We start from the raw sequence: 23,465 nt of genomic DNA, 5'->3' as shown, positions 1-23,465 counted from the left end.
TTCAAATTTACAAATATTAAGTTTTTTATCTTTTGAATTGCTTACTTTTTTAATTAGAATTACTTTTGTACAAACATACATTGATGTACAAATTACTGCTTAGACCGTTATTTTTCCTTTTCGATCCCGAAAAAATCCACCATTTTACATTTTCATTAGTAAAAAACACTTCTAAAATTCCAGGAATGGCATTGTTATACAGAAGTTTATATACTATTGAAGATCCTAAACTAGAACGTAAACTTTTTGGCTTAACTTTTAAAAATCCTGTTGGATTGGCTGCCGGTTTTGATAAAAATGCTGTTTTATATAATGAGTTGGCTAATTTTGGCTTCGGTTTTATTGAAATTGGTACGGTAACTCCAAAAGGTCAAGCCGGAAATCCTACAAAACGTTTATTCAGATTAAAAGAAGATCAAGGAATTATTAACCGAATGGGGTTTAATAACGAAGGTCTAGAAACTGCTATTACGCAATTAAAAAAGAATAAAGGGAAAGTGATTATTGGTGGAAACATTGGTAAAAATACACAAACAAAACCTGAAGATTATACAAAAGATTATCTTGAATGTTTTACAGCATTACATCCTTATGTAGATTATTTTGTGCTAAATGTAAGTTGTCCTAACGTAGGAAGTCACGCCAAATTAAATGATAAAGATTATTTGTTAGAATTGATAAGTACGGTGCAAAAAGCAAATAAGACTTTTGAAAAACAGAAGCCTATTTTACTTAAAATTGCTCCAGATTTAAACAATACGCAACTAGATGAAATTATAACGCTTATCGCGGAAACAAATTTAGATGGTGTTATTGCAAGTAATACTTCTGTAGATCGCTCAGAATTAAAAACCTCTCAAGAGCGTTTAACCGAAATTGGAAATGGTGGTGTAAGCGGACAACCGGTTAAGGAGAAATCTACAAAAGTGATACAATATTTATCAGATAAAAGTAATAAAGCTTTCCCTATTATAGGAGTAGGAGGGATTCACTCTGCAGAAGATGCACTTGAAAAAATAAATGTAGGTGCAGATTTAGTTCAAATCTATACCGGATTTATTTACGAAGGTCCTTCTTTAGTGAAGAAAATAAACAAAGCATTATTAAACGCATAATTAGTGTTAGATTATAATATTCTTATATCATTTGTAGTTTCTACTTTAGTTTTAGCATTCTCTCCTGGGCCAGATAACATTTACGTACTTATGCAAAGTGTAGTAAATGGTAAAAAGTATGGTTTGGCAACTGTATGCGGACTCATTTCTGGCTGTTTGGTACATACTAGTTTGGTGGCTTTTGGAGTTTCGGCAATTATAAAAAATAATGATGCATTATTTTTTTCTATTAAATTATTAGGAGCAATCTATCTATTGTATCTCGCTTTTAAAGTCTTTAAAAGTGATGCGCATTTAAATTTAAATGCAGATAATATTCAGCAAAAAAGTCTTGGAGCTTTATATAAACAGGGTTTTATAATGAATGTTCTTAACCCTAAAGTCTCTATTTTCTTTCTAGCATTTTTTCCTGGATTTCTGTTTAGTACAGAATTAAACATTAGGTCTCAGTTTTTTATTTTAGGCGGACTTTTTATGTTTGTTTCATTTATAGTGTTTGCTTTAATAGCTGTTTTAGCGGCATTAATTTCAACTTATATAAAGCAACATAAAAATGTAGGTGTGCTTTTAAAGTGGTTACAAGTTATTGTTTTTATAGGGATTGCGATTTTCATATTACTTTCCGAAAAATAGTGCTATTTTTACGCTATAAATCTAAATAAAATGTCTCAACCTATAAAAATTATTGAATGCCCAAGAGATGCAATGCAAGGGATAAAACCATTTATTCCTACAGCACAAAAGGTGCAATATATTCAGTCGTTACTTCGTGTAGGATTTGATACTATAGATTTTGGAAGCTTTGTATCTCCAAAAGCTATTCCGCAGTTGGTTGATACTACAGAGGTTTTGTCACAGTTAGATTTGTCTCAAACCACAAGTAAATTATTAGCCATTATTGCTAATACTCGTGGAGCTGTAGCTGCAGCAAAACATCCTGAAATAAAATATTTAGGCTATCCGTTTTCTATTTCTGAAAATTTTCAAATGCGAAATACGCATAAAACTATAGCACAATCTGTGGTGACTTTAAAAGAGATTTTAGAAGTTGCCGATAAAAATGATAAGGAAGTTGTGGTGTATATTTCAATGGGCTTTGGTAATCCTTATGGTGATCCATGGAATGTTGATATTGTGGGCGAATGGACAGAACGTATGAGTAAAATGGGGGTTAAAATTTTATCGCTTAGTGATACCGTAGGAACCTCAAACCCTGAAAATATTGATTATCTATTTTCTAATTTAATTCCAGAGTATAACGATATTGAGTTTGGTGCACATTTACATACTACGCCAACCACATGGTTTGAAAAAGTAGATGCTGCTTATAAAGCTGGTTGTGTACGTTTTGATGGTGCAATTCAAGGTTTTGGAGGTTGCCCAATGGCAAAAGATGAACTTACAGGAAATATGCCTACCGAAAAGTTATTATCATACTTTACAACAAAAAAACAATCTAATTTAAATGCGATGTCTTTTGAGAGTGCTTATAATGAGGCTACAAAGTTGTTTTCGGCATATCATTAATGCGTTTTCTATTTTTTAATGAATAATTAATGACAACATTAAATTAAATTAACAATTTATATTGTACATTTGTTTGCAATTAATTCTAATTGCAACATGACAGCACATCAAAATAAAATTGTCGGAGAAGGTTTAACCTATGACGACGTACTTCTTGTTCCTGCTTTTTCAGAGGTTCTTCCAAGAGAAGTAAATATTCAAACTAAATTTACACGTAACATTACTATAAATGTTCCTATTGTTTCTGCAGCAATGGATACCGTTACCGAAAGCAAAATGGCAATAGCCATGGCTAGAGAAGGTGGTATAGGCGTACTGCACAAAAATATGACCATTGAGCAACAAGCTGCTAAAGTAAGAAAAGTAAAACGTGCTGAAAGCGGTATGATTATAGATCCGGTAACTTTACCTCTTACAGCAACTGTTTTTGATGCTAAACAAAATATGGCTGAACACAGTATTGGAGGTATTCCGGTAGTTGATGCTAATGGTATTTTAAAAGGAATTGTTACAAATCGTGACTTGCGATTTGAAAAAATAGGAGAAAGACCTCTAGTAGAGGTAATGACTTCAGAAAACCTTGTGACTGCTGCGGTAGGAACGTCTTTAAATGATGCTGAAGCAATTTTACAAGAACATAAAATTGAAAAATTATTAATTGTTGATGACAATTATAAATTAGCAGGTTTAATCACCTTTAGAGATATTACAAAATTAACTCAAAAACCAATCGCTAATAAAGATGAATTTGGTCGTTTACGTGTAGCTGCCGCTTTAGGTGTTACAGGAGATGCAGTAGATCGTGCTGAAGCTTTAGTGAACGCTGGTGTTGATGCTGTAATTATTGATACTGCTCACGGACATACCAAAGGTGTGGTAGCGGTTTTAAAGGCCGTTAAAGCTAAGTTTCCAACGTTAGAAGTTATTGTAGGAAATATTGCAACTGGTGCTGCTGCTAAATATTTAGTTGAAGCTGGTGCCGATGCTGTGAAAGTAGGAATTGGACCTGGTTCAATTTGTACAACTCGTGTAGTTGCAGGAGTTGGTTTTCCTCAGTTTTCAGCAGTTTTAGAAGTTGCTGCAGCAATTAAAGGAACAGGTGTTCCGGTAATTGCAGATGGAGGAATTCGTTATACAGGAGATATCCCAAAAGCTATTGCAGCTGGTGCAGATACCGTAATGTTAGGATCACTTTTAGCAGGAACTAAAGAATCGCCAGGAGAAACTATTATTTACGAAGGACGAAAATTTAAGTCGTATCGTGGAATGGGTTCTGTTGAAGCTATGAAACAAGGTAGTAAAGACCGTTATTTTCAAGATGTAGAAGATGATATTAAAAAATTAGTTCCAGAAGGAATTGTTGGTCGTGTACCTTACAAAGGTGAGTTGGTTGAAAGTATTCACCAATTTGTTGGAGGTTTAAGAGCAGGAATGGGATATTGCGGTGCTAAAGATATTGAAACACTAAAAGAAACCGGACAGTTTGTAAAAATTACAGCTAGTGGAATTAACGAAAGTCACCCACATGATGTAACAATTACTAAAGAAGCGCCTAATTATTCTAGATAGAATACATTATATAATATAAAAAAACGTCCTAAACTTTTAAAGCTTAGGACGTTTTTATGTTTTATGAGTTTATGTTTTACCAAGTCATTTTAGTAAACCAATAGTCGTTTCCGTAGTTTATAATATAATACGACATATTATATTGTGGCACGGTTACTACTGTATGCGGAATTAAATATGGTGATGTTGGCATACTAGATCCGTTTGGTCTTACAGAAGGTCTGTTAAACGTTGGTTTGCTATCTGTGAAAAATGGATAATTAGTAATGTAATTATTGTTTGTAAATACATGTAAACCGTTCTCAATATATAATGCTGAGAAAGATCCTTTTTCTTTGGCTTCGTTAGTAAAGTTTTTTCCGTTTAATAAAGAGGTGAAACTTTTAAGTGTTCCTTTTGTATCCATATTTACAATCACACTTGCACCAATAGTATAATGATAATCTAAATCGTTAGTTACCGTGTTTCCTACTTTTCTGAATTCACTTTTAGTTAAACGTTTTTCTCCAATCATAAAGATATCATCTCCAATAACTTTTATGTCTGCAACTTCTAAACTTTTTAAGTCTTTAGCGTTTAAACTTTCGCTCCAATTATGAAAACCTATTAATTTGTTTTCAGATAAGCTATATAAAAAAGCACCATCATTATCATTTCCTTCGGTAGAATTTACTTTAATCATTCCCTTTTTACCATTCCAGAAAAAACCAGCAAGCATTGGTTGTCCGTTTACATCAACAAGTGTCATGTGCATTGGTTGAAATTCACTAGTTGTTAACGGTGTGTTTTCAATAGTAACACCATTATACTTTAGTAGGTGAGTCGCTCTTGTTTTTTTGTAAATATCTGTGGTTTTAGCTACGTAAACAGTTCCTGAGTTATCTACAAAAACATCTTCGTTATATGCTCTTTCACTTTCAAAAGATAAGGTTTCAGAATGTTCAGATACAAGATTTAAATTGTTGTCATATACCCAAATTTGTGCTTTTTCATTGGTTTTCTTTACAAATGGCATAGTTGCAAAAATGGCAATCTTGTTTTTGTCTGGTGAAATAGCAATATTGAAAAATCCAGATTTAGAATATTTTTCAATAGCAAAAGATGCTAATACTTTATGGTCACTAACCGTATTATCTTTTTGGTTGTACACCTGTGCGTTTACTTGATGCTTTTGAGATTTTTTATCCATTACTGTAGATAAGAAAATTAATTGATCTCCAATTTCAATAACTTCTTGTAAATCTGCTGCACGAAGGCCTAATTTAGGAAGATTGAATGTTTTGGTTTCAATCGCTTTCATGCTTTGGTCGTACTTAGTTAATACCATGGCTTTGGTATTATCCATCATTACATTATCTAAATGATGTAGTGTCATAAAACCATATGCCGAAGGAAATACAATGCTGTAAATATCTTTGGCACTTTCTTTTTGAAAACGCTCGCTAACTTCAGTATTAAAAACTTGAGCAAAACTAACTGTTACAGTTAAATATGCGAGAACTAATGTGGTAATTTTTTTCATAATTCTATAAGTTATATACTTGTTCTTCTAAGCGCGTGAATGTGTTTTTGTCATCGTAATTAAGATCTAGGTCAATACGTTTTTCTTGCATTTTACTTAATGTCTCTTCAGCTTTAGCTTTGTCTTTTAAACTAATGTCTACACGCATAAGGTTAAATAAAATCATACGACCTACTTCTTTATTCATAATCGCTTTCTTATCGGTATAATCAACTTTTTCTAACTCGCTTAACCAAACCATTCTTACAGCTTCAAGTTCAGATTGCGCACGTTCTCTTGCAGCTAGAGAAGCGTCATTTTTAAGTTTTCGGTAAGCCGAAATTGCTTTAATTTTCGCATTTTCTAAAGCATCATAATCTCTTTTTTTATTCTTCGGAAATTCAATCTTAATTTTTGATGCTACTGGTATATATCCAAATTCTTCATTGATATATTTAGTAACGTTTTTCATTATTTTATTGACATTATTTTTTTCGTAACGTTCTAAGTTAATAGTGTTACTTGAAGATGATGTTAAAAATTGAAATTCAGTATCAAAATTAGCTTCATTAATTACAGTAGCACCTTGCATTACTTTTAAAGTGGTAGGTTGGTTGTAAAATGTTTGTCCTGCATTATCCTGAAATACCATTTTAGAGATATTGATGATAAATAATATGTCTTGTCCGCTTTTTTCATAACCGTATAAATCTACACCATCTGCCAAAACATTATTATCAAAAATAAGATGATCGTTAAGGTTTGGTTGTGCATATCTAGGTTCGCTAGGTTTTACATAAACAGGTTTTCTTGGTGTTTTTAGTGTTGGTTTTTTTCCTTGTTCGGTAAGTGATAAACGCTCTAATAAAGTTAAATCTTTAAAATGCGCCATTTCTTTATCGTAACGTGCTTCTGCTGCTGCAACTTCGTCATCATGATTTGCTAATAGCTCATCAAATTCAGTTTCACTTTGGGCAACAACATTGGCATAATTGTCTTCTACAATTTTAAAATCGGCTTCATATTGGGCATTTAATTCTTCAACAGTTAAAGTATATGGTGTTTCAACAATTACCTTATATGTTTTTACTGAAGCTTCCAAAGGTTGATTTGGACTTTTTACATTATAGTAATTAACTACTTCACTTTGCGCACGTTGAGCAAAACTTATTGAGGTTAATAGAAATAAGCTAAATATTAATGGGAGTTTTTTGTTCATGATAAAGTATTTAATAGTTTTTGATTGGTTTTTTTATTGTTGATATCCTAATAGTTTATCAATGGTATTTGCGGTTACTGAATGATAATTAGGACGTGCTTTCTTGTAAATCTCTAAAGCATCATCTACACGATCTGCATTTTTGAAAGCTTTAAATAAGGTTTCTACATACCAACGTCTTCCAACTTTAGTTAAGAATTCTTCAATTTTTAAATCTACACTTTTTCCATGGTAACCATGTTTTATAGATTGCTCAAACCAAACCATTGCAATGTGTGAGTTGGTAGAATTTGTGAAGTTAAACGTGTCGTCAAATAATTTTAACTGCGGAATAGAAATATCTTCAGGGAAATTTCTAACAAAATGCACCCATTCTTGAGTGGTCCAATCTTTAGTTAAAGGTTTGTAAACCGAATTTCCTTTAATAAATTGCGCTAAAGCAGCTTCAACATTTTTAAATTTATCTGAAACAATAATTGCTTGATTATCTGGAATACCTGGTTTATAAATCCATTCGTTTACATTGAACGTTACGTTGTTTTTTTCTAATAAATTAGTGTTTAAATAGCTTACAAAATCTTCGGTAGTAAGTGTTGAAAATGCATGTGAGTTAAAGTATTCTTTAAGAAAAACATCAAACTTTTCACGACCAACAGTCTCTTCTAGAGTTCTTAAAAATAAATATCCTTTATCGTAGGCGATACTATTCATACCGTCATCAGGATTTTTACCCTTCAAATTTAATTTTAGTTGTGTCGCTTCTGGAGTATCTTTTAAATCTTCAAGTTCATCTGTCAAGTCTTGACGACCAATTAAGGCAATCATATTAGCTCTATCTTTTCCGTAAAGCGCTTCCATAATTCTGATTTCAAAATAGACTGTAAATCCTTCATTCAACCAAAAATCATCCCAAGTGGCGTTGGTTACAAGATTTCCAGACCAAGAATGTGCTAATTCGTGAGCTATTAAAGAGGTTAAACTTTTATCACCAGCAATTACTGTAGGGGTTGCAAAAGTTAAACGTGGGTTTTCCATACCTCCAAAAGGGAAACTTGGTGGTAAAACAATAACATCAAACTGTTCCCAAGCGTAAGTTCCGTAAAGGTTTTCGGCAGCAGTAACCATGTTTTCCATGTCAGAAAATTCTGTATGTACTTTTTCAATCATTGTTTTTTCAGCATAAACACCTGTTCTTTTGCTAATGGGTTGGTATTCTAAATTTCCAACGGCAAGTGCAATTAAATAAGGAGAAATAGCTTGTTTCATAGTGAAATGATATTCGCCATTATTGGTTTTTTCTTTAGGATTTTCTGCACTCATTACCGCCATTAATTTTGCAGGAACTCTTACAGTTGCATTGTAAGTAATACGTATTTGCGGACTATCTTGAATAGGAATCCAGCTACGTGTTAAGATGGCTTGTCCTTGAGTAAATAAAAATGGGTCTGTTTTATCTGCCGTTTGTTGTGGGTTTAACCATTGTAAAGCTTCCGTTTTATCTGTGGTGTTATAAAATACGGTAATGTTTTTGGTAGTTGGTGTGATTGCTATTTTTAAAGCTTGTCCTAACGCTTCGTCATATTCACCTAAAGAAAATGTAGTGTCTTCTCCATCGGCTTGTACACTTTTTATGTCTAGATATTTGGTGTCTAAGATAATTTCAGTAGCATTTTGGTTATCTATAGTATAGGTTGCCGATCCACTAATAATTTTAGTATCAAAATTAACATCTATATCTAAATCTAAATGTGTTGCTGCTGCAGTATTTGGTTGTGCATAAGAGTGTGATTCTTCAACATATTTAAGTGGTTGAGGCTCGGGAAGCTCTTGTTTTTTTTCTTCGCAATTAAAAAAAGTAATTACGGTTAAAAGTAAGGCGTGTTTAATATATTTAGTCATAGGTATAGGATGTTATTCTGTGATTCTTGTAAGTGTGATTGTGTTGTCTCCATCAAGAGATGTTGGTCTTTCTCCATTAAATCCTGCTGCAAAAATTAGAGTGTTATCGTCTTTAAATTTTCCTAGAAATAACATTTTGCGTTGTTTTTCGGTTCTAATTTCAGTGACTATAAAATCAAGTTCAAAAGGAGTTGTTTCAAAATTTGTAGTATAGTACATATTGTATTTTTCGCCATCAACTTCAAAATTTTCACCTCCAAAAGTGAGGTCACCAACTTCAATATAGGCGTTTTTATCATCTTTAAAAGTAATATAGCCAACTTCAGATTTATCGTTTCCAACCCATTTTCCTAATAGTTTTTTATTGTCATTTGTTTTAAAACTTAAAAAACTTAGGGTGATAATTAATAAGAGTAGTGTTTTTTTCATGGTGTATAAACTTGTCCGCGATGTGGTTTTAGTGCATCTCTAAGTGGTTTCATGTCTGCTTCATTCACTACTAAAAAAGCGATAGTATGCATTTCAGATAGTGTTTCAACACCCGTAATTGTAATGTTTAATTTTTCAATTGCAATATATTCTTTAAGGTGAATATCATGGTGTTTTGCAGTTAGCAAAGCATTAGGGCCTCTAAAGTCCCAAATTAATTTTAGTTTACGCATTGGTTACATATGTATTGATATCTTGTTGAAATATAGAAATTAAAGATAGTAGAATTTTTAAATATATAGGTATTTGTACTTCTGGAATCTGTAAAGACGAACTTTGGAAACCCTTGAATACCACGTAATCGTTTTTTTGTGTATTATGTAACAGTTTTGTTTTCAGTGTATATGATGCATGTGTTTATTAAAACTATAAAATAATTAATAGGAAGCTATTTATAATATTTAATTTCGGTTTTTAGAGAGATTATATGTCTTTTAAAAGAGTTTAATACAATTACAGGGTTCTGCTAACCATCATTAATCTTAAGGTTAACGGCAATTAATAAACCTATCACCTAAAAAAGAAGTTCAAATTTATTTAGGAATAAAAAAGAGTTAAGACACTATTATTTTATAAAATACGTTATAAAAAGCATCTTGTTTAATGTGTTATTTGTCTTATTTTTGCTTGAACAGATTATAAATGTAAATTATGAATTTGAAATTAAAGCTATTTGCTGTTTTATTAAGCTTTGCAACTTTAGGAGTTGCACAAACTACAAAAAATGACGTCTTGTTTACGGTAGACGGAGATCCTGTAAAAGCAAATGAATTTATTAGGGTTTACAATAAAAATTTAGACTTAGTAAAAGACGAATCGCAAAAAGATATTGACGCTTATTTAACACTGTTTGTAAATTATAAGCTAAAAATAAAAGAAGCTAAAAGCTTACAGTTGGATGAAGATTTACAATATCAACGTGAATTTAGAAGTTATAAAAAGCAATTAACGCAAAATTATCTTGCTGATAATAAAGTTACCGATCAATTAGTAGAAGAAGCATACAACAGATTAGCTTTTGATATTGATGCGTCCCATATTTTAGTACGATTAGATGCTAACGAAACAGATACAATACAGGCGTATAATAAAATTTTAGCTTTACGAAATCGCGTGTTAAACGAAGGTTATAAAACGGTACAAAAAGAAGTACACAACGGACAAACTATTTTTGCAGAAGATTTAGGTTATTTCTCAGCATTTAAAATGGTATATGATTTTGAAACCGTAGCTTATAATACGCCAGTAGGAGAGGTTTCAATGCCATTTAGAACGCGTTTTGGGTATCACGTTGTACAAGTTCATGATAAAAGAGCGTCACGAGGCGAGGTTGTTGTAAAACATATTATGGTATCAAATAAACAAAAAGATTCGTTGTTAGATCCTGAAGAACGTATTCAACAATTATACAAGAAAATCAATCAAGGAGAAAGTTTTGAGTCTATAGCAACACAATTTTCAGATGATAAAAGTTCATCAAGTAAAGGTGGATTATTAGCTGCTTTTACTGGTGGACAATTAAGCTCAAAAGTATTTGAAGATGTAGCTTTTAGTTTGAATGAAAAAGATGAAATTTCAAAACCATTTGCAACAGATTTTGGATGGCATATTATAAAAATGGTTAAAAAGAAACCGTTTCAAGATTTTGAAACTTTAAAGCCAGAATTAGAACAACGTGTTAAAAGAGATTCTCGTTCTAGTTTAATAAATACAGCTTTAGCTAAAAAATTAAAAGCATCTTATAATGTAGAAGATAATGATAAAGCAATGGCTTATTTTACTTCTATTTTAAATACTAATTTCTTTAAAAAGGGATGGTTATTGCCAACAGATTTACCAACAGATGAAACTTTTGTAACTATCGGTACAACAGCATTAACTTATAAGGATTTTGGAATACATTTATTAGGAAGTCAAAAAACATATTTTGGTAAACATGCTGATTTAAAATCTGTTGTTGAGACAGAATACAATACATTTTTAGAAGCAGAACTGATTAAACATCGTGAAGAAAATTTAGAATTTGAAGATGAAGAGTTTGGTTTTATACTGAAAGAATATAGAGACGGATTATTACTTTTTGACCTTATGGAAAATCAAATCTGGAATGCCGGAGCAAAAGATACTTTAGGGGTGCAAGATTTTTATAATTCACACAAAACAGATTATGTTTGGGAAAACCGTATTGATGGTGTGTTAATCTCTGGAGCTAAGAAGAGTAACATCTCTAAGGCTGTAAAACTATTGAAGAAAGGACAAACTATTACTGACGTTTCCAAAAAATTAAATGCTAAAGATGAGCAAAAAATTATAGTAACTAAAGCTGTTATGGCTGCAACTGATACAGTATTACCAAGTGATTTAAAATTAGAAAAAGGAGTATCTTCAATCTATAAAAAGCACGATGCATACCACGCAGTTATAATTAATGAAATATTACCAAGCGGTCCTAAAACTTTTGAAGAAGCTAAAGGGAAAATAATAAGTGATTACCAAAACGTACTTGAAAATAGTTGGATAGAAGCTCTTAACGCAAAGTATAATGTTAAAGTTGATAACAGTGTATTAGAAAAAGTAAAAAAGCAAATTCTTAAATAATTTTGACAAAACATTTTATAATTTTAGCCTTTTTAGGACTCTCAGTAACGTCTTGTGATTTTTTTGAAAAGAAAGATAATCGCATTCCTATAGCACGGGTAAACGATAGTTATTTATATCAAGAAGATATTAAATCACTTGTTATTGAAGGGACTTCAAAAACCGATAGTACATTACTTGTTAATGGGTTTGTAAACCGTTGGGCCACACAATTATTATTAGTTGATGGTGCACAACGTAATTTACCAGAAACTATGCAAACCGATTTTAATAAATTGGTAGATCAATACAAAAAAGATTTATATACAAAAGCTTATTTAGAAGCACTTGTAAAGAAGAATATAAATACCACCGTTAGCGCTACAGAAACCCAACAAGTTTACGAGAAAAATAAAGAATCTTTTAAACTTAATGAAGCACTTATTAAGTTTAGATATATTAATATTCCTCAAAATGTATTACATAAAGAAGAAATTGAAAAACGTTTTAAGCGTTATAATTCTGAAGATAAAATCTATTTAGATTCAATCTCTATTCAATTTAAATCTTACTCACTTAACGATTCTATTTGGATAAAAGTAGCGCAAGTTTCAGAGAAAATACCAGTTATAAATGCAGAGAATAAAAAAGAACTGTTAAAAAAAACTAATTTCTTACAACTCAAAGATTCATTAAACTTATATTTGATGCAAATTAATGATGTATTGTTGCAAAATGATTACGCTCCATTAGAGTATGTTAAACCAACAATAGATCAAATTGTAATAAATAAAAGAAAATTAGAGCTCATCAAAACGCTCGAAAAAGATATTACCAAAGATGCAATTAAAAACAAAGAATTTGAAATTTTCAACTAATACAAAGCTTACGCTTACCCTATTAACCTTATTAAGTTATAACGTTAATAACGCTCAAGAAATTATTGAAGAGCCAATAGCTGTAAAAAAGGAAGCAAAAAAAGCAGATCCTAGCCAACGCGTAAAAGTAGATGGTGTAGCAGCAGTAGTAGGTGATTTTGTAGTTTTAGATTCTGATATTGATAAGCAATACATGCAATTACAAGCTAATGGTGTATCAACAGAAAACATTACCAGCTGTCAATTATTTGGTAAATTGTTAGAAGATAAACTTTTAGCTCACCACGCTATACAAGATAGTATTGTTGTAAATGAATTAGAAATTCGTTCAAACATCGATCAACAAATTAATGCGTTCCTTGAACAAACTAATGGATCAATGGATGAGTTATTAAAATTCTATAACAAAGATACCGAGCAGAGTTTAAGAGAAGACATGTTTGAAATCAATAAAAACGGGAAATTAGCATTTGAAATGCAACGTAAAATTGTTGATGAAGTAGAAGTAACACCAGAAGAAGTAAGAACTTACTTTAATACTATTCCTAAAGATTCATTACCAAGATTTGGAACCGAATTAAAAGTAGCTCAAATCGTTGTAATTCCTGAAATTAGCGAAGCTGAAAAGCAAAAAGTAATTGACAGATTAAAAGAATTTAAAGCAGACGTTATTGAAAACGGTGCCAGTTTTACTACAAAAGCAGTATTTTATTCAGATGATATCGCTTCAAGAAAAGATGGTGGTAAATACGAATTAAATAAAAAACGCCCACGTATGGTAAAAGAATTTAGAGACGTTGCTTTCTCTTTACAAGAAGGCGAAATTTCTGAACCTTTTGAATCAGATTTTGGATACCATATTATCTTATTAGAAAAAATTAGAGGACAAATTTACGATGTAAGACATATTTTATTACGTCCAGAAATTACAAGTGAAGCAGTTGCTGCAGCTAAAGAAAAAATAGATTTAATAAGACAACGTATTATAGATGGCGAAATTGAATTTGCAGAAGCTGCAAGACAAATGAGCGACGAGAAAGAAACTAAACAAGACGGCGGGCAATTAATTAACCCTAAAACTCAAGATTTTAATTTCGAATTAACTCAAATGGATCCAGAACTTTATGGCCAAATTCAAGAATTAAAAGACAACGAAGTAACTTTAGTATTAGAAGATCAAGATCATGTAAACCGTAAAAAGTTTAAAATCATGACCGTTACAGATCGTATTGATGATCACCAAGCAGATTTTGCTAAAGATTATTTAAAAATTAAAGAATTAGCTTTACAAGACAAACAATTTAAAGCTATTAATAAGTGGCAAGACGAAAAAATTAAAGCCACTTATATTAAAATTAATGGAGAACATAGAGATTGTGATTTTCAAGGAGATTGGTTAAAAAAAGAAGAATAGTATGTCAGATGTCGCGGCTGTAAAACAGTTTGTTAAAAAATATGATGCTTTAAAAAGCGAAGTAGCAAAAGTAATTGTTGGTCAAGAAGATGTAGTAAATCAAATACTGATTTCTGTTTTTTCTGGAGGACACGCCTTATTAGTAGGAGTTCCTGGATTAGCAAAAACCTTAATGGTAAATACCATTGCTCAAGCTTTAGGATTAAATTTTAAACGCATACAATTTACACCCGATTTAATGCCTAGTGATATATTAGGTAGTGAAATATTAGATGAAAACAGACAGTTTAAATTTATAAAAGGACCAATTTTTGGTAATATCATTCTTGCAGATGAAATTAACCGTACACCACCAAAAACACAAGCAGCACTTTTAGAAGCGATGCAAGAACGTTCGGTGACAGTATCTGGTCAACGTTATAATTTAAGCTTACCATATTTTGTTTTAGCAACACAAAACCCTATTGAACAAGAAGGAACATACCCGTTACCGGAAGCTCAATTAGACCGTTTTATGTTTTCTATAAATTTAAAATATCCAACATTTGCCGAAGAAGTTCAGGTTGTAAAAGCAACTACCGCTAATCATAAAGCAACAGTAAATGCCTTGTTTACAGCTCAAGAAATTATAGATTTCCAAGAACTTATAAGACGTGTTCCTGTTGCAGATAATGTGATTGAATATGCTGTAACTATTGTTGGAAAAACAAGACCTAAAGAAGTAACTGCTTCACCACTTGTTAAAGAATTTATTGATTGGGGAGCAGGACCAAGAGCCTCTCAAAACCTTATTTTAGCAGCTAAAACACACGCCGTAATTCACGGAAAATTTTCTCCAGATATTGAAGATGTACAAGCGGTAGCATTTGGAGTGCTAAGACACCGTATTATAAAAAACTACAAAGCTGAAGCTGAAGGTGTATCTGAAGTTGACATCATTAAAAGTTTATTCTAAAAATCATCAAATTATAGTTTTTGAATTATAATAAAATGCCCTTGCGTTATATTTCAAACGAAATAGTTATGTGAAAACTATTAATTTAGAATTGTTCTACATAGTGAGTTTTGTGATATTTCACGCATAATTTTGGGATTCATTATTTTTTACACATCTAAATTATTTTATTCGTAATAAAAGGTGTTCAAAATCGAGTATGATTGAATAATATTCAATCATTCGACCATATCTTTATATATTTTTTAAACTCTCTTAATTTTTGTAAATTCGCCTGATGTTTTTTAAAAACTCAAACCTATTCCTGAGTGCGGTAACAGGTTTTGTAGTCAATACTATTAAAAGTATGGATTAAGCATAAAAATTATTAAACAAGCTTTAATAATTTCAGAATATAAAATTGCATTTAACTAAGATTGAAAAAGAATTATTCTATTTATATGAGCATTTATAAAGATTACATTAAGGAGATTGAAGATCGTAAACTACAAGACCTTCATCCAAAACCAATTGATGGTGCCGAATTATTAAGCGCAATCATTACTCAAATTAAAGATTTAGATAACGAGTATAGAGAAGATTCTCTTAACTTTTTTATCTATAATGTGTTGCCGGGTACGACAAGTGCTGCAGCGGTAAAAGCAAAATTTTTAAAAGAAATCATTTTAGGTGAATCTGTTGTAAAAGAAATTACTCCGGCTTTCGCTCTAGAACAATTATCTCACATGAAGGGTGGACCTTCAGTAAAGGTATTGTTAGATTTAGCTTTAGGAAATGATGAAGCTTTAGCAAAACAAGCTGCAGAAGTTCTTAAAACGCAAGTATTCCTTTACGAAGCAGATACAGCTCGTTTAGAAGATGCTTTTAAAGCAGGAAACGCTATTGCTAAAGAACTAATTGAAAGTTATGCAAAAGCAGAGTTTTTTACTAAGCTTCCAGAAATAGATGAAAAAATAGATGTGGTAACATTTATCGCAGGAGTTGGTGATATCTCAACAGATTTATTATCTCCAGGTGGTGATGCACACTCACGTTCAGATAGAGAATTACACGGTCAGTGTTTATTTGAACATAATAAAGAACAACAAGCCGAATTAAAAGCAGTACAAGCACAACATCCTGATAAAAGAGTGATGTTAATTGCTGAAAAAGGAACAATGGGAGTTGGATCATCAAGAATGTCTGGTGTAAACAACGTAGCATTATGGACAGGTATTAAATCGAGTCCTTATGTACCTTTTATTAATATTGCTCCGGTAATTGCTGGTACAAACGGAATTTCTCCTATTTTCTTAACAACTGTTGGTGTAACAGGTGGTATTGGTTTAGATCTTAAAAACTGGGTACAACAAAAAGATGCGGAAGGAAACACGATTCGTGATGAAAACGGAGATCCAGTATTAAAAGAAGAATATTCTGTAGCAACAGGTACAGTACTTACTATTAATACAAAAGAGAAAAAATTATATAATGGAGATAAAGAGTTAAAAGATATTTCTGCAGCATTTACACCACAAAAAATGGAGTTTATGAAAGCAGGTGGTTCTTATGCTGTTGTTTTCGGTAAAAAATTACAAACTTTTGCTTCTAAAGTATTAGGTATTGATGTTGTGCCAGTATATGCACCATCAAAAGAAGTTACTATTGAAGGACAAGGATTAACTGCTGTTGAAAAAATATTCAATAAAAATGCGGTTGGTACCACTCCAGGTGCAGTTTTACACGCAGGTTCAGATGTTCGTGTAGAAGTAAACATTGTAGGTTCTCAAGATACTACAGGTTTAATGACTTCTCAAGAATTAGAAATGATGGCTGCTACAGTGATTTCTCCAATTGTAGATGGAGCTTACCAATCTGGTTGTCATACAGCTTCAGTTTGGGATGATAAATCGAAAGCAAACATACCAAGGTTAATGAAGTTTATGAACGACTTCGGTTTAATTACTGGTCGTGATCCTAAAGGGAAATATTTCCCAATGACAGATGTTATCCATAAAGTATTAAACGATCTAACAGTAGGAGATTGGGATATTATTATTGGTGGAGATTCTCACACACGTATGTCTAAAGGTGTTGCTTTTGGAGCAGATTCAGGAACGGTTGCTTTAGCATTAGCTACAGGTGAGGCTTCAATGCCAATCCCAGAATCAGTAAAAGTTACTTTTAAAGGACAAATGAAATCTTATATGGATTTCCGTGATGTAGTACACGCTACACAATCTCAAATGTTAAAGCAATTTGGTGGAGAAAACGTATTCCAAGGAAGAATCATTGAGGTTCATATTGGTACATTGACTTCAGATGAAGCATTTACATTTACAGATTGGACTGCAGAGATGAAAGCAAAAGCGTCTATCTGTATTTCTGAAGATGATACTTTAATTGAATCTTTAGAGATTGCAAAAGGTCGTATCCAAATCATGATTGATAAAGGAATGGACAATGCAGGTCAAGTTCTTAAAGGTTTAGTAGAAAAAGCAGAAAATAGAATTGTAGAACTTAAAACAGGTATTAAACCTTCTTTAAGACCAGATGCAAATGCTAAGTATCATGCAGAAGTTGTGATCGATTTAGATGAAATCGCAGAACCAATGATTGCTGATCCAGATGTAAATAATGATGACGTTTCTAAACGTTATACGCACGATAATATTAGACCATTATCTTACTACGGAGGAACCAAAAAAGTAGATTTAGGTTTCGTAGGATCTTGTATGGTTCACAAAGGTGATATGAAAATATTAGCTCAAATGTTAAAGAACGTGGAAGCTCAATATGGTAAAGTTGAATTTAAGGCGCCTTTAGTAGTTGCACCACCAACCTATAATATTGTTGATGAATTAAAAGCAGAAGGAGATTGGGATGTTTTAGTAAAATATTCTGGGTTCGAATTCGATGATAGCGCACCAAAAGGATTAGCACGTACAAAGTATGAAAACATGTTGTATTTAGAGCGTCCAGGTTGTAACTTATGTATGGGTAACCAAGAAAAAGCAGAACCAGGAGATACAGTAATGGCAACATCTACACGATTATTCCAAGGAAGAGTTGTAAAAGATGATGGTGAGAAAAAAGGAGAATCATTATTATCTTCTACGCCAGTTGTAGTACTATCTACAATTTTAGGTAGAACGCCAACTTTAGCTGAATATGAAGCTGCGGTTGACGGTATTGTTTTAACAAAATTCAAACCTTCTACTAAGCAATTAGTTAGATAATATAATTTCTATATATAATAAAAAGCCTGAATCGTAAGATTCAGGCTTTTTTATTTTAATGTCATTTATTGTGGTTATTAACTATGAAAAATTCTATCAATCATTTGGGCGTTACCACAAGGGTCGGGCTTTCTGCTATATCTTTTTTTAGTATTATAGAGAAAGTAAAAAACTTGATAATTATTGGATAAGTCTTCAGCCTTAATTTAATCTTTCTTATTATAAAAAAAGGATGCCGCTACAATCCCTAACGTAAATATTCAAAAACGCTAATCATTTTATATATTCATTATCAAGATGTGTAGCTTCAGTTAATCCAGAATGAATTGCTTAGAGAATAATTTTCTACACGCTACTATTCAATCAATATAATTTCTATATATAGAAAATTAAAGTCTTTCTGTTTTTACTATTGAAAAAAACTATACCATTATCAATTTATACATATGCGTGTCTCTTTTAAAATCCTTCAGTATTTTGTATATTAGTACAATTAACTAAAAAAAATAATACTATGGCATTCGACATTGATATGATCAAAAAGGTTTATGCACAAATGGCAGAACGAGTAGATACTGCACGTGAAGTTGTTGGTAAACCATTAACACTTTCTGAGAAAATTTTGTACAACCACCTTTGGGATGGAAGTCCTACAAAGGCATTTACAAGAGGTAAAGATTATGTTGATTTTGCCCCAGATCGTATTGCTTGTCAAGATGCAACTGCTCAAATGGCCCTATTGCAATTTATGCAAGCAGGAAAGCCAAAAGTAGCCGTACCAACTACGGTGCATTGTGATCACCTTATACAAGCAAAAGATGGAGCTACAAGCGATTTAAAACACGCAAACTCTGTAAGTAGTGAAGTGTTTGATTTTTTAGCTTCCGTGTCTAATAAGTACGGTATTGGTTTTTGGAAACCAGGAGCGGGAATTATTCACCAAGTAGTTTTAGAAAATTATGCCTTTCCTGGAGGAATGATGATTGGTACAGATTCGCACACCGTTAATGCAGGTGGATTAGGAATGGTAGCTATTGGAGTTGGTGGAGCTGATGCTGTAGATGTTATGGCGGGTATGGCTTGGGAACTTAAATTTCCGAAGTTAATAGGCGTGAAGCTAACCGGAAAACTTTCTGGTTGGACGGCACCAAAAGATGTAATTTTAAAAGTAGCTGGTATTGTTTCTGCAAAAGGAGGAACAGGCGCTATTGTAGAATATTTTGGACCAGGAGCAACCTCAATGTCATGTACAGGAAAAGGAACTATTTGTAATATGGGGGCCGAAATTGGTGCAACTACGTCTACTTTTGGTTATGATGATTCTATGGAGCGTTATTTACGTGCTACAGATAGAGCAGATGTTGCTGATGAAGCCAATAAAGTAAAAGAATATTTAACAGGAGACGCAGAAGTATATGCAAATCCAGAGCAATATTTTGACCAAGTTATTGAAATTAACTTATCAGAATTAGGACCATTATTAAACGGACCTTTTACACCAGATTTATCAACAAAAGTTGGTAAGGATATGGGTGAAGCTGCAAAAACTAATGAATGGCCATTACAAGTAGAATGGGGTTTAATAGGATCTTGTACTAATTCATCTTACGAAGATTTATCAAGAGCATCATCAATTGCACAACAAGCACTAGATAAAGGGCTTAAAATGAAAGCTGAATTAGGGATTAATCCAGGATCAGAGCAAGTACGTTATACTGCAGATAGAGATGGTATTTTAGGAATCTTTGAAAAATTAGATGCTAAAATATTTACCAATGCTTGCGGACCATGTATTGGACAATGGGCAAGATATAGCGATCCTAAAAACGCACCAAAAAATAGTATTGTACATTCTTTTAATAGAAACTTTGCTAAACGTGCCGATGGTAACCCAAATACGCACGCCTTTGTAGCATCACCAGAAATTACAGCAGCCATTGCTATTGCAGGTCGTTTAGATTTTAATCCTTTAACCGATTCGTTAATTAATGAAAATGGAGAAGAAGTCATGTTTGAAGAACCAACAGGATGGGAATTACCACCTAAAGGTTTTGCTGTGGAAGATGCTGGTTATGTAGATCCTTTAAAAGATGGAAGTAAAGTAGAAATCTCTGTAAGTCCAACTTCAGAACGTTTACAAATCCTAACACCTTTTAAGCCATTAGGTAATAAAATAGAAGGCGCTAAATTATTAATTAAAGCCTTTGGTAAATGTACAACCGATCATATTTCTATGGCTGGACCTTGGTTGCGCTTCCGTGGACATTTAGATAATATTTCAAACAACTGTTTAATTGGTGCTGTTAATGCATTTGGAAAGAAAACCAACTTTGTTAAAAATCAATTAACAGGAGAATTTGCAGGTGTACCCGATACAGCAAGAGCTTATAAAGCTGCTGGAATTAAAACTATTGTTGTTGGTGATCATAATTATGGAGAAGGATCTTCTCGTGAACATGCAGCAATGGAGCCAAGACATTTAGGTGTTGCAGCGGTAATTGTAAAATCTTTTGCACGTATCCACGAAACGAATCTTAAAAAACAAGGGATGTTAGGATTAACGTTTGCTAATGAAAATGATTACGATTTAATTCTTGAAGATGACACGTTTAACTTTACTGATTTAAATGTATTTGCACCAGACAAACAATTAACCTTAGAAGTTGTTCATGCAGATGGATCAAAAGATATCGTTATGTTAGATCATACTTATAACCAACCGCAAATTGATTGGTATAATGAAGGTTCTGCCTTAAACTTAATTAAAAAAGAAAATGCTTCTGCATAATTTTTTTAAAATTTATATATTGAAAAAGCTTCTGATTATTCAGAGGCTTTTTTTTGCTTCAAACGTAAGTGTAACAACAAACTCACGACTATTTAAGTATATTAATTAGATCCTAAATATTATGAGTGCACTTTGGTTTTTTGATGACGTAAATTTATTTAAAATGTTATGTCCACATAAATTTAAAACGTTTAAAAAAGAGCATAAGTTTTTAGGATATAAAAAGAAAGACTACATCTATTTTGAAGAGGATTCTTCTAATAAAATCTTTTTAATAGAAAAAGGAAAAGTCAAAATAGGCTATTATAGTGAAGATGGTGAGGAGATTGTAAAAGCAATTCTATCAAAAGGAGAACTTTTTGGTGAAAAAGCAATACTTGGAGAGGCAAAACGAGATGAGTTTGCCCAATCATTAGATAATACAACTTCTATTTGCCCAATTGGTGTAGAAACCATGTACGATTTAATGCGAGATAATCAATCCTTCAGTTTTAAAGTCTATAAGTTTATTGGTTTTAAATTCAAAAAACTAGAAAGACGTTTACAGTTATTATTATTTAAAGATTCAAAAACTAGATTAAAAGAGTTCCTAGCAGAATTATGCCAAGATACAGGACGTGATTGTCCAGAAACTGGCGATAAAATTATCTGTCACCACTACACACAAAGTGATATTGCATCATTAATAGGAACTTCAAGACCTACATTAAACATTCTTCTAAACGAACTTAAGGATGAGAATTACCTCGATTTTTATAAAAAAGAGATCAGAATTATAAAAAAAACTGCATAATTTTTCAACTTTTTTCATTTGTGTTAGGTAGCTAACAAAAAAGCTTCTGGATATAAGATAATTTTGTATCAGGAAATATTAATAACACTATTTAAAAGCATAAAATTATGAAAAAGTTAATCTTAGGAGCAGCCTTATTAGGGCTAGTTGGAGTATCATGCTCAAATGACGATGATAATAACTCATCAAATCTTACACCAGACGGATCGTTTACAGTAACTATTGAAAATATAGCACCGTTAAATTCGTTTTTAAAATCTGGAGTTTTTAACACCCCTTTTGGAGATGCTAGCCCAGGACCTGCAACACCAGGAAAGCGTTATGAATTTATGGTTGACGCAGGAAGAAATCAGAGTGTATCTTTTGTAACCATGTTAGCTGCAACAAATGATGCGTTTTTTGGACCAGGAAATGATGGTATTGCTTTATATGACGATAACGGAAATCCAATTACAGGAGATGTTACAGATCAGGTTTACCTTTGGGATGCCGGAACAGAAGTCAATGAAGAGCCATCTGTAGGACCAAATACAGTAACTAACCAATCTGGACCAAATACAGGTGTTGATGAAAATGGAAATGTATTATTAATGAGTAACGTTACTAACGGAGAAGCTTTTGATTTCCCTGCGGTTAACGAAATTATCAATGTATCTGTAACATACATGTCTGGAACTCGCTTCTTAATTAGTATTGAAGACTTAGTTGGAGCAGAATTAATGACAAGTATGGGATCTAGAGTAGCGCCACTTTCTCCAGGTGTTTATGTTGTTCACGGAGGAAACAATCCTTTATTTACAGCAGGAGAACCAGACTTAGGACAAGGTATTGAAAACATTGCAGAAGATGGAAGTGTAACTAATTTAGCAGCATATACTGCAGCAAATACAGGTGTAACTTACCCTGCATCTCCAGGAGTTTGGGTAGTAAGTACTCAAGGAACTAACCCTTTATTTACACAAGGTATAGCAGATTACGGTGACGGAATTGAAGCTATCGCTGAAGATGGAAATGTAGCAGTTTTAGGTGCTAATATCTTTAATTTAACAGGAGTAACCGATGGTGCAATTATGAATACTCCAGTAGGGAGTAGTAATCCAGGACCAATTTTACCAGGATCATCTTACCAATTTACTTTTGATGCTCAAGTAGGAGATAATTTATCTTTTGCTAATATGTTAGCAGCAACAAACGATGTGTTTATTGGAACATCTGATGAAGGAATTGCTCTTTTTGACGCTAGTGGAAACGCAGTAAGCGGAGATGTAACAAGTAGTATTTACTTTTGGGATGCTGGTACAGAATTAAATGAAGAACCTGCAATAGGACCAAATACTGTAACTAACCAAACTGGTGCTGATACCGGAGTGGATGAAAACGGTTTAGTACAACTTTTAAGTGATGTTAATGATGGGTTTACTTACCCTTCAGTGAATTCAGTGATTAGAGTAACTATTACGGCGAACTAAGTTGTAAATTATATAAACAATAAAATTTTTAAAAAATTAAGAGTTTTGTTGTTA

17 protein-coding genes are annotated in these 23,465 nt (G+C 32.3%); 12 read left to right on the top strand and 5 right to left on the bottom strand.

Annotated elements, in window-relative coordinates; translation table 11 throughout:
- The first annotated feature begins 83 nt into the window (after positions 1 to 83).
- The 4 genes from ACU4C5_RS00395 to guaB all read left to right on the top strand — a co-directional run bounded on the left by ACU4C5_RS00395 (position 84) and on the right by guaB (position 4,211).
- Positions 84 to 1,115, top strand: coding sequence for a quinone-dependent dihydroorotate dehydrogenase (locus tag ACU4C5_RS00395; RefSeq protein WP_446845068.1), 1,032 nt, complete (start codon positions 84 to 86; stop codon positions 1,113 to 1,115).
- A gap of 3 nt (positions 1,116 to 1,118) precedes the next feature.
- Entirely contained in the window at positions 1,119 to 1,748 is a 630-nt protein-coding gene (locus tag ACU4C5_RS00390; protein WP_446845067.1) for a LysE family translocator, read from the top strand.
- A gap of 30 nt (positions 1,749 to 1,778) precedes the next feature.
- Complete coding sequence (locus ACU4C5_RS00385) at positions 1,779 to 2,642, top strand: hydroxymethylglutaryl-CoA lyase (RefSeq protein ID WP_446845066.1); 864 nt, start codon at positions 1,779 to 1,781, stop codon at positions 2,640 to 2,642.
- 96 nt (positions 2,643 to 2,738) lie between these two features.
- Entirely contained in the window at positions 2,739 to 4,211 is a 1,473-nt protein-coding gene (gene guaB, locus ACU4C5_RS00380; RefSeq protein ID WP_446845065.1) for an IMP dehydrogenase, read from the top strand.
- A gap of 76 nt (positions 4,212 to 4,287) precedes the next feature.
- On the opposite strand, the gene ACU4C5_RS00375 is transcribed toward guaB, so the two are convergent.
- The 5 genes from ACU4C5_RS00375 to ACU4C5_RS00355 are packed head-to-tail and all read right to left on the bottom strand — an operon-like array spanning position 4,288 to position 9,492.
- A complete protein-coding gene (locus tag ACU4C5_RS00375) occupies positions 4,288 to 5,733 on the bottom strand; it encodes a hypothetical protein (RefSeq protein WP_446845064.1) in 1,446 nt (481 codons plus the stop codon).
- A gap of 4 nt (positions 5,734 to 5,737) precedes the next feature.
- Entirely contained in the window at positions 5,738 to 6,931 is a 1,194-nt protein-coding gene (locus ACU4C5_RS00370; protein WP_446845063.1) for a hypothetical protein, read from the bottom strand.
- 33 nt (positions 6,932 to 6,964) lie between these two features.
- Entirely contained in the window at positions 6,965 to 8,830 is a 1,866-nt protein-coding gene (locus ACU4C5_RS00365) for a M1 family metallopeptidase (protein ID WP_446845062.1), read from the bottom strand.
- A 12-nt stretch (positions 8,831 to 8,842) separates the two neighbouring features.
- The gene (locus ACU4C5_RS00360) at positions 8,843 to 9,259 is read right to left on the bottom strand and encodes a hypothetical protein (protein WP_446845061.1); all 417 of its coding nucleotides are present in this window, start codon (positions 9,257 to 9,259) and stop codon (positions 8,843 to 8,845) included.
- Positions 9,256 to 9,492 carry a hypothetical protein gene (locus tag ACU4C5_RS00355; RefSeq protein WP_446845060.1) on the bottom strand — a complete coding sequence of 79 codons (237 nt, stop codon included), beginning with the start codon at positions 9,490 to 9,492 and terminating at the stop codon, positions 9,256 to 9,258. The genes ACU4C5_RS00360 and ACU4C5_RS00355 overlap by 4 nt, the downstream gene beginning before the upstream one ends.
- A 478-nt stretch (positions 9,493 to 9,970) precedes the next feature.
- On the opposite strand from ACU4C5_RS00355, the gene ACU4C5_RS00350 reads away from it, so the two are divergent.
- From ACU4C5_RS00350 to ACU4C5_RS00315, 8 genes are all read left to right on the top strand, one after another.
- Positions 9,971 to 11,917, top strand: coding sequence for a peptidylprolyl isomerase (locus tag ACU4C5_RS00350; RefSeq protein WP_446845059.1), 1,947 nt, complete (start codon positions 9,971 to 9,973; stop codon positions 11,915 to 11,917).
- 2 nt (positions 11,918 to 11,919) lie between these two features.
- The gene (locus ACU4C5_RS00345) at positions 11,920 to 12,774 is read left to right on the top strand and encodes a peptidyl-prolyl cis-trans isomerase (protein WP_446845058.1); all 855 of its coding nucleotides are present in this window, start codon (positions 11,920 to 11,922) and stop codon (positions 12,772 to 12,774) included.
- Entirely contained in the window at positions 12,758 to 14,188 is a 1,431-nt protein-coding gene (locus tag ACU4C5_RS00340; RefSeq protein WP_446845057.1) for a peptidylprolyl isomerase, read from the top strand. Before ACU4C5_RS00345 ends, ACU4C5_RS00340 begins: the two co-directional genes overlap by 17 nt.
- Position 14,189: 1 nt before the next feature.
- Entirely contained in the window at positions 14,190 to 15,143 is a 954-nt protein-coding gene (locus tag ACU4C5_RS00335; protein ID WP_446845056.1) for an AAA family ATPase, read from the top strand.
- A 440-nt stretch (positions 15,144 to 15,583) separates the two neighbouring features.
- On the top strand, positions 15,584 to 18,361 hold the full coding sequence (locus ACU4C5_RS00330) for a bifunctional aconitate hydratase 2/2-methylisocitrate dehydratase (protein ID WP_446845055.1): 2,778 nt from the start codon (positions 15,584 to 15,586) through the stop codon (positions 18,359 to 18,361).
- A 514-nt stretch (positions 18,362 to 18,875) separates the two neighbouring features.
- Positions 18,876 to 21,149 carry an aconitate hydratase gene (locus ACU4C5_RS00325; RefSeq protein ID WP_446845054.1) on the top strand — a complete coding sequence of 758 codons (2,274 nt, stop codon included), beginning with the start codon at positions 18,876 to 18,878 and terminating at the stop codon, positions 21,147 to 21,149.
- A gap of 121 nt (positions 21,150 to 21,270) precedes the next feature.
- Positions 21,271 to 21,942 carry a Crp/Fnr family transcriptional regulator gene (locus tag ACU4C5_RS00320; protein ID WP_446845053.1) on the top strand — a complete coding sequence of 224 codons (672 nt, stop codon included), beginning with the start codon at positions 21,271 to 21,273 and terminating at the stop codon, positions 21,940 to 21,942.
- 107 nt (positions 21,943 to 22,049) lie between these two features.
- On the top strand, positions 22,050 to 23,411 hold the full coding sequence (locus ACU4C5_RS00315) for a spondin domain-containing protein (RefSeq protein WP_446845051.1): 1,362 nt from the start codon (positions 22,050 to 22,052) through the stop codon (positions 23,409 to 23,411).
- The last annotated feature ends 54 nt before the right edge of the window (positions 23,412 to 23,465 follow it).

It is taken from the genome of Lacinutrix undariae (assembly GCF_052934785.1).
This window is presented reverse-complemented; position numbering and strand designations above follow the sequence as displayed.